This is a genomic window from Thalassotalea algicola, from assembly GCF_012932965.1.
Lineage (GTDB): Bacteria > Pseudomonadota > Gammaproteobacteria > Enterobacterales > Alteromonadaceae > Thalassotalea_F > Thalassotalea_F algicola.
In genome coordinates this window covers 1-12,887 of sequence record NZ_JABBXH010000009.1, presented here as the reverse complement: position 1 = coordinate 12,887, position 12,887 = coordinate 1, and the positions used below count along the sequence as shown (strand labels likewise).

Here is a 12,887-nt window from a genome sequence, read left to right as displayed (position 1 = left end):
GCTAGTTTCATGCTGAGCTTATCGAAGGATTATTCTGCTTCAAATGCTAGAAGCTCGGCTCCACCGTCAACCATATCTCCGGCCGAAAAGAATAATTCAGTTACTGTGCCAGCAGAAGGCGCTTTAATGGTGTGTTCCATTTTCATCGCTTCCATAATGACAAGCGGCTGATCTTTTTCGACTGAATCGCCTTTAGCGACTAATACATCAACCATTGTGCCGTTCATTGGAGCCGCTAATCCACCTTGGCCTGCATCTTCGTCTGTGTCACCTAGATCAGGCAATACACGAGTGAAGTTAAAGACTCCATTGGGACGATATAAACTGATATGTTCATCGTTGTGCGCAATGGTTGCACAGCTTCTATAGCCATTAATCGTGAAATACAAGCTGTTGTCTTTGATATAACCTTGGCAGTCGAACGTTTTACCTTCAACGGTAATTAAGTAGAAACTGTCGTAGCCTTGGCGTTTTTGTTCTACAACAACATCATACTGCACTTCACCATGGCTAAGACTTAACTCATGAATATGTGCTTCATTTACTCGCCAAGCATTTGTTGTATTCCATGGTGAGTATGGATCATTAGTCTTTGCTGCAACCTGTTTGGCAGTTTTAGCGCGACTAAGCACAAGGTAAAGCGCTGCCATTGGCAATTCATTTGCGAGGGTTTGCTCATCATTATGAAAAATTAATGATTGATGGTTTTCAATAAAGCCAGTATCTAATTCGGCATCTACAAATGGTCTACAAGTCGCCAAGTTGTATAAGAAATCGATATTAGTTGTTACACCACTAACTCGATATTCAGCTAATGCTTTGGCCATACGTTGCAGGGCTTTTTCGCGTGATTCGTCCCAAACAATTAGTTTGGCTATCATAGGGTCGTAATAAACGCTTACTTCATCACCTTGACGAACACCTGTATCTACTCGTACATGTTCACTTTCGATAGGTGGTACAAGGAATGATAGTTTTCCAGTCGCCGGTAGGAAGTCATTGTTAGGATCTTCAGCATATATACGTGCTTCAAAAGCATGACCTTTTATTTCAAGTTCGCTTTGTTTTTTAGGTAGCAGTTCACCTGCAGCGACACGTAATTGCCATTCAACTAGATCTTGTCCCGTAATAAGCTCGGTAACAGGGTGTTCTACCTGAAGACGGGTGTTCATTTCCATAAAGTAGAATGAACCATCAACATCAAGTAAGAATTCAACGGTACCAGCGCCTTGGTAGCCAATTGCTTTTGCTGCTTGTATTGCTGCTTGACCCATTTGATCACGTAAGTCCTCAGACATGCCTGGTGCAGGCGCTTCTTCAATGACTTTTTGATGACGTCTTTGAACAGAGCAGTCACGCTCGAATAAATAGACTGCATTTTCATGGTTATCACAAAATACTTGAATTTCAACGTGACGAGGTTGTGTGAGATATTTTTCAACTAGCATTATGTCATCACCAAATGACGACATGGCCTCGCGTTTCGCAGCTGCTAAACCTTCAGAAAACTCTTCTGCAGACCAGACTTGGCGCATACCTTTACCACCACCTCCTGCAGCAGCTTTTAATAAAACCGGATAACCCATATCGTCTGCGGTTTGCTTTAAAATAGCTTCTGATTGGTCATCACCATGGTAACCAGGTACTAGTGGTACATTGGCCTTTTCCATAATGGTTTTGGCAGCAGACTTTGAGCCCATTGCTTCAATCGCGCCGATTGGCGGGCCAATGAAGGTAATATTGTTATCTGCGCACATTCGACAAAAGTCAGCGTTCTCGGATAGAAAGCCGTAACCTGGATGAATAGCTTGGGCGCCTGTCATTTTCGCTGCTTCAATTACTTTTTCAGAAACAAGGTAACTTTCGCGCGAAGGTGAAGGGCCTAAGTAAACGGCTTCATCTGCCATATTAACGTGAAGAGAATCTTTATCTGCATCTGAATATACAGCTACCGTTAAAATGCCCATTTCACGCGCAGTTTTAATTACGCGACATGCTATTTCACCGCGGTTAGCAATCAGAATTTTTGTAAACATTTTCGTTGTCATTATTTTTACTCCTGCTGCACTTTATTTGTGTAGCCAGTTTGGGGCACGTTTATCAAAGAAAGAGGTCAGTCCTTCTTGGCCCTCTTCTGACACGCGAATAGCAGCGATACGCTCACTGGTATCTTTCATTAGTTCTGGTGTAATAGCTTGGTAAGCAACATCAAATGCTAGTTGTTTAGCTTGTCTTGTCGCAGTAGGGGCATTAGCTAGTAATGCTGAGATTAACTTTTCAACTGAATCGCTTAATTCATCAGGCGACGAAATTTCGTCTACTAAGCCTAAACGTTCAGCTTTATCTGCAAAGAACCGCTCGGCAGTTTGGAAATAGCGACGGCTTGCTTTTAAGCCAATAGCATTAACAACATAAGGGCTTATTGTAGCGGGGATTAGGCCCAGCTTTACTTCACTTAAACAAAAGCTCGCCTTTTCACTCGCAACGACCATGTCACAACAGCTAGCTAAGCCAACAGCACCGCCGAACGCTGCACCTTGGACTTTAGCAATCGTAGGCATAGGCATAAAATTAAGGGCATGTAGCATTTGGGCGAGAGCATTGGCGTCTTTCAGGTTTTCTTCGTAGCTATACGAAGCCATGCGTTTCATCCAACCTAAATCAGCTCCCGCTGAAAAGCTTTTACCGGTTGAAGCTAGCACCATGACACGCACGCTTTCATTTTCCGCAATAGCATTAAACGCCTTGGTTAATTCAGCAATAATACTGTCATCGAAAGCATTATGTTTATCAGGATTGTTTAAAGTAACGGTTGCAACGCCCCGAACATCTATCTCAGTAAGGATTAAATTACTCATTTGTCGCAGTTCCTTACATTCTAAAGATGCCGAATTGCGTATTAGCAATTGGCTTATTAAGTGATGCTGAAATTGCTAAACCCAACACTTGACGTGTTTCCGCAGGATCGATTACACCATCATCCCAAAGGCGGGCAGAGGCATAATAAGGGTGACCTTGGTGCTCATAGGTATCGATAATTGGCTGTTTGAATTCGGTTTGCTCTTGCTCTGACCAAGTTTCGCCGCGTTTTGCCATTTGATCATTTTTAACCTGCGCTAATACACCTGCAGCTTGTTCACCACCCATTACAGAGATTCGTGAATTAGGCCACATAAATAAGAAACGAGGATCATAGGCTCGACCACACATGCCGTAGTTACCGGCACCGAAGCTACCACCTATAAGCACGGTAAATTTTGGCACTTGGGCACATGCAACCGCGGTAACCATTTTCGCACCGTGTTTGGCTATTCCGCCTGATTCATATTGCTTACCTACCATAAAGCCTGTGATGTTTTGTAAAAACACTAATGGGATTTTACGTTGCGCACAAAGCTCTACGAAGTGGGCACCTTTTTGTGCCGATTCACCAAATAAAATACCGTTATTAGCAACAATACCCACTGGGTAACCATAAATACGGGCAAATCCACAAACAAGAGTGGTGCCGTAAAGCGCTTTAAATTCGTCGAATTCGCTACCATCTACTACGCGAGCAATAACTTCACGTACATCGTATGGCTGACGAGCATCTTTCGGGATTACTCCGTAAATTTCTTTCGGATCGTAATCTGGCTCTTCAACCGCTTGAATATTTAACTGCATTGGTTTTACGCGATTAAGATTACTCACTGCGTTGCGTGCAAGCTCAAGTGCATGATGGTCGTTTTGTGCAAAGTGGTCAGATACACCAGAGGTACGACAATGAACATCGGCACCACCAAGTTCTTCTGCAGAAACGACCTCTCCTGTTGCTGCTTTTACTAGCGGTGGCCCGGCTAAGAAAATCGTTCCTTGTTCTTTTACGATAATTGATTCATCAGCCATTGCTGGCACATAGGCGCCACCAGCAGTACAAGAGCCCATAACTACCGCTATTTGAGGAATGTTTTGTGCTGACATGTTGGCTTGGTTAAAGAAAATACGGCCAAAGTGTTCTTTATCAGGGAATACGTCGTCTTGATTGGGTAAGTTAGCACCACCAGAATCGACTAAATAAATACAAGGTAGATTGTTTTCTTGGGCGACTGTTTGTGCACGAAGATGCTTTTTCACCGTTAATGGGTAGTAAGTACCCCCTTTAACTGTTGCATCGTTTGCTACGATCACACATTCTTGACCGCCTACACGTCCAATACCGGTAATAATGCCCGCCGCAGGGACGTTGTCGTCATATACTTCAAATGCCGCCATTTGAGATAACTCTAAAAATGGTGAACCAGCATCGAGTAACTGGTACACGCGATCTCTTGGTAATAGCTTACCTCGTGATAAATGGCGCTCTCGGCTCTTTTCGCCGCCACCAAGTTTGATTTCTTCTAGTTTAGCTTTCAAATCATCAACTTGAGCTTGCATATGCTCAGCGTTGTCAAGAAAATCTTGGCTTCTTGTATTTATTTTGGAAGTAATCTTTGGCACGATATTTTCCTTTCTTATAATTTCAATTTAGTAAGTGAGTGTTACAAAGTTAGTCGGTTTAATATGAGGAAAAGGCGCGTAACGTAGCAGTCTACGTGAGCACCTTTGACAATGTATTAAAGCGAATAGCGACGTAAAGTTACTTACTCTCGTTGAATAGTTCACGACCTATCAACATGCGTCGAATTTCTGAAGTACCCGCGCCAATCTCGTAAAGTTTCGCATCACGCAATAAACGACCTGCTGGGAATTCGTTGATATAGCCATTACCACCTAACAACTGAATAGCGTCTAACGCCATTTTTGTCGCAAGCTCTGCAGAATAAAGAATTACGGCAGCCGCATCTTTACGAGTAGTCTCACCACGGTCACATGCTTGAGCTACCATATAAACATATGATTTTGCTGCATTCATTTGTGTGTACATGTCAGCAACTTTACCTTGTACCAATTGGAATTCACCAATTGATTGGCCGAATTGTTTACGATCGTGAATATAAGGTACAACCAAGTCCATACAGGCATCCATAATACCTAACGGGCCACCAGACAGCACTAATCGCTCATAATCCAAACCAGACATAAGTACACGAACACCTTTGCCTTCTTCACCTAAAATATTTTCAGCAGGAACTTCACAGTCTTCAAATACTAATTCACAGGTATTTGAACCACGCATTCCTAACTTGTCTAATTTCTGATGGCGGCTAAAGCCAGGGAAGTCACGTTCTACAATAAAAGCTGTAATGCCTTTAGAGCCTGCATTCACATCAGTTTTTGCGTAGATAATATAAACGTGAGCATCTGGACCATTGGTAATCCACATTTTGTTGCCGTTTAAGATGTATTTGTCACCTTTTTTTTCCGCACGTAATTTCATGCTTACTACATCTGAACCTGCGTTTGGTTCTGACATGGCTAATGCACCGATATGTTCACCAGAACAAAGCTTTGGCAAATATTTGAGTTTTTGTTCGTGCGAACCGTTTTTACGTAACTGGTTTAGGCATAAGTTAGACATAGCGCCGTACGACAAACCAACAGAAGCAGAGGCACGACTGATTTCTTGCATCGCAATAGTATGCTCTAAATAGCCTAGGCCAGTACCACCATATTCTTCTTCAACCGTCATACCCAATAAGCCTAAATCGCCAAACTTTCGCCACAAATCCATTGGGAATTCATTGTCGATATCGATTTGTGCTGCACGTGGAGCAATTTCATCGCGAGCAAATGCGTTAACTTGATCGCGAATCATGTCAACTGTTTCACCTAAGTTGAAATTTAGAGAAGAAAAGGTAGAAATCATGTGTGTTCCTTAAGTAATGTTCGTTTTACTCTTTAATTTTTGAAAGTGTTTCTAAACAGCTTTGTTCTAGATTTTGCAGTTCTACTAAGACAATTTTTATGTCTTCCATCTGTTGCGTTAAGTCAGATTTTTTATCTGCAATAAGCCCCATGATGGTTTCTAGCTGTTTAGCACTTGATTTATCTGCATCGTACAATTCAAAAAGACGACCTGTTTCTGCTAATGAAAAGCCAAGGCGTTTACCGCGTAAGATTAACTTTAGTCGAACTTTATCTCTTTGGTTGTATATTCTGGTTTGTCCTTTACGTGTAGGGCTTAACAACCCCTGATCTTCGTAAAAGCGGATACTACGAGTAGTAATATCGAATTCTTTAGCGAGTTCACCAATAGCGTAAGTTGTTGGTTTTGTGCTTGCCATTTATGTAGCTTTGCCATAATTAAATCTGGAATTACTATAGGGTAAGTTTACGTAAAGGTAAAGTTGGTGTTGTAGGTATATAAATAATCAAAGTGTAAGGGATAAGTTACATTGAAAGCTGGCACGACCATCTTGATTTTATCTGTCGTTAATGCACTTAGTCTTTATTTCATCTAGAGTGAGGGCCGATTTTTCTTATATAAAATGGCATAAATTGATTTAACTCATAGGACTAAAGTTCTATTTAAGTTGACGTTGGCGTAAACGTAAAATTGAGTTAATCTAACGGCCATTCAAAATTGGCCTATTATTTAACGCAACAAAACTAGTTGCCGAAGTGGAGAATATTTTATGTCTATCACGGATCCTATCGTAATTGTTTCAGCTACTCGTACGCCAATGGGCGGCTTTCAAGGTTCACTTTCCGCAGTAACAACACCAGAGTTAGGCGCTGTAGCTATTAAAGCTGCTGTTGAAAAAGCAGGTTTGGCTGCTGATCAAATTGATGAAGTAGTAATGGGTTGTGTGTTACCTGCTGGTTTAAAACAAGCACCAGCACGCCAAGCTGCATTAGCAGCAGGTTTAGCTCAATCAACAGTATGTAACACCATTAATAAAGTCTGTGGTTCAGGAATGAAATCTGTAATGGATGTTCATGACTCTATTTTAGTCGGCTCAATTGATGTTGCTGTTGCTGGAGGCATGGAAAGTATGTCAAATGCACCTTACATGTTGCCAAAAGCACGTGGTGGTATGCGCATGGGGCATGGCCAAGTACTTGATCATATGATGTTAGATGGTTTGGAGAATGCTTACGACGGTATTTCTATGGGGTGTTTTGCTCAAACGACTGCTGATGGCGAAGCATATACTCGTGAAGCTATGGATGAGTATGCAATTCGCTCATTATCTCGCGCGAATGCGGCGATTGAATCAGGTGCTTTTGTTAATGAAATAGCACCCGTAACCGTTAAGTCGCGTCGAGGTGATACGGTTGTTGAAATTGATGAGCAGCCAGGGAATGCTCGTCCAGATAAAATTCCTTCATTACGTCCTGCATTTAAAAAAGACGGCACTATCACTGCTGCCAACTCTAGCTCAATTTCAGACGGCGCAGCTGCGTTAGTATTAATGAAACAATCTGAAGCCGAAAAGCGTGGTTTAACGCCGCTTTGTAAAGTGGTAGCGCATGCAACACATGCTCAAGCGCCTGAAGAGTTTACTGTTGCACCTGTTGGAGCAGTAAATAAGTTATTAAATAAAGCAGGTTGGGCGGCAGCAGATGTTGACTTATTTGAAGTTAACGAAGCGTTTGCCATGGTGAGCATGTTAGCGCTTGATAAGCTGGGCCTTGATGTTGAAAAGGTAAATATTAATGGCGGTGCATGTGCTTTAGGTCACCCATTAGGTGCTAGTGGTGCTCGTATCATGGTTACGCTGATTCATGCGCTTAAGAACAAAGGTTTAAGCAAAGGTGTTGCAACACTTTGCATTGGTGGCGGTGAAGCAACGGCCATCGCAGTAGAAATGCTTTAATAAGCAAATAATAAATTATTACAACAGGCTCAACTGACTCGAATAAAAATAATAACGAGTCATTTGAGCTTTCGCGTATTTGATTGTCTATAAACTTATAGGCGAACAATAGAGGATTTTTAAGTGAATTTTAACTTAACTGAAGATCAGCAAATGTTTGCTGATACGGCAAAACAATTTGCTGACGCTGAGTTTGCACCTAATGCAGCTAAGTGGGACGCCGAACATATTTTTCCTAAAGAAGTGATTGCTAAAGCAGGTGAGCTTGGTTTTTGTGGTTTGTATTCACCTGAAGATGCAGGTGGTTTAGGTTTGAGCCGTTTAGATTCGTCAATTATTTTTGAACAGCTAGCAATGGGCTGTACTGCTACGACAGCAATGATGACTATTCATAATATGGCAACGTGGATGATTGCGACTTGGGGGCAACAATCTGTTAAAGATACTTGGTGCCCAGAATTAGTCATGGGTGAAAAGTTGGCGTCATACTGTTTAACCGAGCCTGGCGCAGGTTCTGATGCTGCAAGTTTGAGAACTACAGCTAAAAAAGAAGGTGACTATTACCTAGTTAATGGTTCAAAAATGTTTATTTCAGGCGCGGGTGAAACAGATGTGCTTGTAGTTATGGTGCGAACTGGTGAAGCGGGCGCCAAAGGTATTTCAGCAATCGCAATTCCAGCCGACAGTGACGGTATTATCTATGGTAAAGCGGAAGAAAAATTAGGGTGGAATGCACAACCAACTAAGCTGATTACGTTTGAAGATGTAAAAGTGCCAGTAGAAAATTTATTGGGCGCTGAAGGTGAAGGTTTTAAAATCGCCATGAAAGGGCTTGATGGTGGACGTATTAATATTGCAACTTGCTCTATTGGGACCGCACAGCAAGCATTGAACACAGCTATGGAATATATGAAAGAGCGCCAGCAATTTGGTAAGCCAATAGCCGCATTTCAAGGACTTCAATTTAAATTGTCTGATATGGCGACAGAATTAGTCGCTGCCCGTCAAATGGTGCGCCTAGCGGCTTTTAAACTAGATAGTAATGACCCAGAGAAAACGGCTTATTGTGCAATGGCTAAGCAGTTTGCTACTGATGTTGGCTTTAAAGTATGTGATGCTGCGCTGCAAATTCATGGTGGCTATGGCTACATTAAAGAATACCCATTAGAACGTCATTTTCGTGATGTTCGTGTTCATCAAATTCTTGAAGGCACCAATGAAATTATGCGTGTGATTATCGCGCGTAGATTATTAACTGAAGGCGCAGGCCAATTATTGTAGGAGCTGAATATGTCTGATGTAGTAATTTTTGAAACGCTAGAATGTGAAAATGGCAAAAAAATCGGTATTGCCACTTTGAATTCAGAAAAATCGTTGAACGCCTTAAGTGGCGATATGATAGATGCTTTATTTCCACAACTATCTCTGTGGAAAGAAGACGAAAATATTGCTTTGGTTTTACTTCAAGGAGCTGGTGAAAAATCATTCTGTGCTGGTGGTGATATCGTTAAGCTTTATAACGAAATGAAATCACACCCTGGTGATTATGCTCCTGCAATTGAAGATTACTTCACTAAAGAATATAAGCTTGATTATTTGATCCATACGTTTAACAAGCCATTTATCGTTTGGGGTAATGGCATTGTAATGGGGGGAGGCTTAGGCATGATGGTCGGTGCTAGTCATCGAGTGGTTACTGAGACCAGTCGTATTGCGATGCCGGAAATTAGCATTGGTTTATATCCCGATGTTGGTGGAACTTACTTCCTTAATAAAATGCCTGAAAGTTGTGGGTTGTTCTTAGGTTTGACAGGTGCTTCGATCAATGCAAGCGACGCTAAATACACAGGTTTAGCTGACTTCTTTATGCTTGCAGAAAAGAAGTCGGTTTTCGTAGAACAACTTAAGTCGGTAAATTGGGGTAATACGGTTGCTTTAAATCATGACAAATTAAACGACTTAATGCATGAACATGAACTTATGTCGAATGCGCAATTACCTGTATCACATGTTAGAGCTAACAAAGCACTGATTGAACATGTGACTGCTGGTGATGATTTTGCAGATATTGTCAATGCTATTGTAACTTGTGAAGTAGAAGATAAATGGTTTAATAGAGCACAAAAATCATTAAAACATGGTAGTGCAATTAGCGGACATTTAGTTTATCGCCAATTAGTTCAAGGTAAATCGTTAAGTTTGGCTGAGTGTTTTAGATTAGAGCTAGGCTTATCTGTGAAGTGTGGTCAATACGGTGAGTTTTTTGAAGGCGTAAGAGCACTATTAATTGATAAAGATAATAATCCGAGCTGGAAGTATAGCTCTATCGCTGAGGTAGACGAGGAAGTAATCGATTGGTTCTTTACTTCAAAATGGTCTGCTGATGAGCATCCATTAGCGCAGCTAGGGAAATAAAGGGGAAAGTTATGGCGAATATTGCATTTATTGGATTAGGTAATATGGGTGGCCCAATGGCCATTAACTTAATAAAAGCAGGACATCACGTTTGTGTCTACGATCTTTCAGCACAGGCTGTCATTGATGTGGTAGAGAATGGCGCTGGTACGGCATCTTCTGCACAAGAAGCTGTTACCAATGCAGAAGTTATTGTTTCTATGCTGCCAGCGGGCAAGCATGTTACAAGCTTGTATACCGGCGAAAATGGTTTAGTGAACCACATTAAAGAAGGAGCTTTAGTTATTGATTCATCTACTATTGATGTTGCTTCAGTTAAAGCGGTTGGTGAAGCTTTGGCTCAAGCTGGTATTGAGTTTATTGACGCACCAGTATCTGGCGGTGTTGGTGGTGCTAAAGCTGGTACACTTAGTTTTATGGTTGGCGGCAGTAAAGCTGCTTTTGAAAAAGCTCAACCTATTTTAGCAAGCATGGGTAAAAACTTATTCCACGCGGGTGATTTAGGGGCAGGTCAAGTCGCTAAAGTATGTAATAACATGCTGCTCTCTGTATTAATGGTCGGTACATCAGAAGCCTTACAATTGGGTATAGCAAATGGTTTAGATCCTAAAGTACTATCAGAGATCATGAGTAAATCGTCGGGATCGAATTGGACATTAGATGTATATAACCCATGTCCTGAAGTTATGGAAGGCGTTCCATCTTCAAATAATTATGATGGTGGCTTCATGGTTGATTTAATGGCAAAGGATTTAGGTCTTGCGATGGATACTGCAGTAAGTAGTCAATCATCAACTCCTATGGGGGCGTTAGCTCGTAGCTTATATGCTATGCATTCAGGTGCAGGTAACGGTAGTAAAGATTTCTCAAGCATATTCAATTTATTTAATAAATAAACTGCTGAGCATCATTAATTAGAAAGACAAAGCTGGTGCACAACTAGCTTTGTTAAATTAGAGACAGTGAGATGAATGTACAAGATAAGGTAATTGTAATTACTGGTGGTGGCCAAGGTTTAGGTCGTGCTATTGCCGTTAATTTAGCCAAAATTGGTGCTAAATTAGCATTGATTGATTTAAATGAAGAATTGCTTAAAGAAACTGTTAGTTTAATTGAGCAAGAAGGTTCTAATGCTAACTACTATTTAGCAAATGTAACTAATGAATCAGAAGTAGAAGCTACGTTTAATCAGATAAACGATGACTTTAGTGGTTTTGATGGTTTAATTAATAATGCCGGAATCTTGCGAGATGGCATGCTATTAAAAGCTAAAGACGGCGAAATTGTTAAAAAGATGTCTTTAGAGCAATTTCAATCGGTCATTGATGTTAATTTGACCGGCGTTTTTCTATGTGGCCGAGAGGCGGCTGCTCATATGGTAAAAAATGAGCGAAAAGGCGTTATTGTCAATATGTCGTCAATTGCTCGTAACGGTAATATGGGGCAGACAAACTATGCTGCATCAAAAGCTGGTGTCGTTGCGATGACTGTTTGTTGGGCACGTGAACTTGGTCGTCATGGTATTCGTGTTGGTGCTATTGCTCCTGGCGTTGTTCGAACAGCAATGACTGATGCAATGAAACCAGAAATGCGTGAACGATTAGAAAAAATGAAACCTGTCGGCCGTTTAGGTGAAGCTGATGAAATAGCGCATACGGTAAAGTATATTTTTGAAAATGAATTCTTTACAGGTCGAGTCGTTGAAATCGATGGCGGACTAAGCATGTAAGTTTTTTTACTTATATGATGCTATTCTTATTAAAGAAAGATAAAAGGCGAGTTAAAGACTCGTCTTTTGTTTTATTGAGGCAAAGAGCTGAGAATAACAACTAATGAAAAGAGCACTATTCCTAGATCGAGATGGCATTATTAACGTCGACTTTGGCTATGTACATCAAATAAAAGACTTTGAGTTTGTAGATGGGATATTTGATGTCTGTCGCTATGCTCAAGATATGGGCTTCGAAATTTTTGTAATTACCAATCAGGCTGGAATTGCTAGAGGCTATTACTCAGTTGAGGACTTTTTATCGTTAACACAATGGATGAAAAGTGAGTTTGCTAAAGAAGATATTAAAATAGCTGATGTTTACTTTTGCCCGCACCATCCAGAAAAAGGAGACAATGAGTACGTTCTTACGTGTAAATGTCGTAAACCTGAACCTGGGATGTTACTTAAGGCACAAAAGGAGCACGGTGTAGATTTAACACACAGCGCATTTATTGGCGATAAAGTTTCGGACATGAAAGCGGCTGAGGCTGCTGGTATCCATAATAAGGTACTAGTAGCAAGCCAATATCAAGACGATCTTCATATACATGCGCACCGAGTGAAGGCTGTGAAAGAGGCAATTGCATTTCTCAGCTAAGTATTTTTTTTAAAATTGTGCAAAATATCAGCACTTGAACTAAAATAAGAGATTATTCGAAAAAAGGTGTTGACGCAGGCGAATAAATCTCTAAAATGCGCTCCACTTCTTCAGGGAGACCTAAGAAGCTTGTTTTGAACAGTTTAGTTCCTTAATAAAGTAATTAAACGGGTCAGATAACTTAGAAAAATAAATTAAAGTTTTTTTCAAAAAGTTGTTGACATTAAAACAGGGAAGCGTAAAATGCGCATCCGCTCTCAACGGTGGAGCACACGCCAAACACGAATGTGATGTCTGGCGAGATTCGAAAGAATCTTTTCTTTAACAATTAGTTATCATGCAATTTGTGTGGACATTCACA

General features: G+C 41.0%; 11 protein-coding genes. 6 read left to right on the top strand and 5 right to left on the bottom strand.

The annotated features are described in order from the left end of the window. Positions 1-29: 29 nt before the first annotated feature. The 5 genes from HII17_RS18005 to HII17_RS17985 form a co-directional block, all read right to left on the bottom strand. Positions 30-2,036: an acetyl/propionyl/methylcrotonyl-CoA carboxylase subunit alpha gene (locus HII17_RS18005; RefSeq protein ID WP_169076826.1), complete on the bottom strand. Its 2,007-nt coding sequence runs from the start codon at positions 2,034-2,036 to the stop codon at positions 30-32. A 33-nt stretch (positions 2,037-2,069) separates the two neighbouring features. Then, positions 2,070-2,858, bottom strand: a complete 789-nt coding sequence (locus tag HII17_RS18000) for an enoyl-CoA hydratase/isomerase family protein (RefSeq protein WP_169076764.1) — start codon at positions 2,856-2,858, stop codon at positions 2,070-2,072. Positions 2,859-2,871: 13 nt separating this feature from the next. After that, positions 2,872-4,479 (bottom strand): carboxyl transferase domain-containing protein, encoded by a 1,608-nt coding sequence (locus tag HII17_RS17995; protein WP_169076763.1) that lies wholly within the window; start codon positions 4,477-4,479, stop codon positions 2,872-2,874. A 139-nt stretch (positions 4,480-4,618) separates the two neighbouring features. After that, a complete protein-coding gene (locus HII17_RS17990; RefSeq protein ID WP_169076762.1) occupies positions 4,619-5,788 on the bottom strand; it encodes an isovaleryl-CoA dehydrogenase in 1,170 nt (389 codons plus the stop codon). Positions 5,789-5,813: 25 nt separating this feature from the next. After that, positions 5,814-6,206 carry a MerR family transcriptional regulator gene (locus HII17_RS17985; protein WP_169076761.1) on the bottom strand — a complete coding sequence of 131 codons (393 nt, stop codon included), beginning with the start codon at positions 6,204-6,206 and terminating at the stop codon, positions 5,814-5,816. Between the two features lie 351 nt (positions 6,207-6,557). On the opposite strand from HII17_RS17985, the gene HII17_RS17980 reads away from it, so the two are divergent. From HII17_RS17980 to gmhB, 6 genes are all read left to right on the top strand, one after another. Then, entirely contained in the window at positions 6,558-7,742 is a 1,185-nt protein-coding gene (locus HII17_RS17980; protein WP_169076760.1) for an acetyl-CoA C-acyltransferase, read from the top strand. 123 nt (positions 7,743-7,865) lie between these two features. Continuing rightward, positions 7,866-9,023: an acyl-CoA dehydrogenase family protein gene (locus tag HII17_RS17975; protein WP_169076759.1), complete on the top strand. Its 1,158-nt coding sequence runs from the start codon at positions 7,866-7,868 to the stop codon at positions 9,021-9,023. Between the two features lie 9 nt (positions 9,024-9,032). Further along, positions 9,033-10,157 carry an enoyl-CoA hydratase/isomerase family protein gene (locus tag HII17_RS17970; protein ID WP_169076758.1) on the top strand — a complete coding sequence of 375 codons (1,125 nt, stop codon included), beginning with the start codon at positions 9,033-9,035 and terminating at the stop codon, positions 10,155-10,157. A gap of 11 nt (positions 10,158-10,168) precedes the next feature. Then, positions 10,169-11,053 carry a 3-hydroxyisobutyrate dehydrogenase gene (mmsB, locus tag HII17_RS17965; RefSeq protein ID WP_169076757.1) on the top strand — a complete coding sequence of 295 codons (885 nt, stop codon included), beginning with the start codon at positions 10,169-10,171 and terminating at the stop codon, positions 11,051-11,053. 71 nt (positions 11,054-11,124) lie between these two features. Next, positions 11,125-11,886, top strand: a complete 762-nt coding sequence (locus HII17_RS17960; protein ID WP_169076756.1) for an SDR family oxidoreductase — start codon at positions 11,125-11,127, stop codon at positions 11,884-11,886. Between the two features lie 103 nt (positions 11,887-11,989). Continuing rightward, a complete protein-coding gene (gmhB, locus tag HII17_RS17955; RefSeq protein WP_169076755.1) occupies positions 11,990-12,526 on the top strand; it encodes a D-glycero-beta-D-manno-heptose 1,7-bisphosphate 7-phosphatase in 537 nt (178 codons plus the stop codon). Positions 12,527-12,887 lie beyond the last annotated feature (361 nt).

Coding starts and splice junctions, on each gene's coding strand:
- gmhB (WP_169076755.1), top strand. CDS start 11,990: ATGAAAAGAGCACTATTCCTAGATCGAGATGGCATTATTAACGTCGAC.
- HII17_RS17990 (WP_169076762.1), bottom strand. CDS start 5,788: ATGATTTCTACCTTTTCTTCTCTAAATTTCAACTTAGGTGAAACAGTT.
- HII17_RS17985 (WP_169076761.1), bottom strand. CDS start 6,206: ATGGCAAGCACAAAACCAACAACTTACGCTATTGGTGAACTCGCTAAA.
- HII17_RS17970 (WP_169076758.1), top strand. CDS start 9,033: ATGTCTGATGTAGTAATTTTTGAAACGCTAGAATGTGAAAATGGCAAA.
- mmsB (WP_169076757.1), top strand. CDS start 10,169: ATGGCGAATATTGCATTTATTGGATTAGGTAATATGGGTGGCCCAATG.
- HII17_RS17960 (WP_169076756.1), top strand. CDS start 11,125: ATGAATGTACAAGATAAGGTAATTGTAATTACTGGTGGTGGCCAAGGT.
- HII17_RS18000 (WP_169076764.1), bottom strand. CDS start 2,858: ATGAGTAATTTAATCCTTACTGAGATAGATGTTCGGGGCGTTGCAACC.
- HII17_RS18005 (WP_169076826.1), bottom strand. CDS start 2,036: ATGTTTACAAAAATTCTGATTGCTAACCGCGGTGAAATAGCATGTCGC.
- HII17_RS17980 (WP_169076760.1), top strand. CDS start 6,558: ATGTCTATCACGGATCCTATCGTAATTGTTTCAGCTACTCGTACGCCA.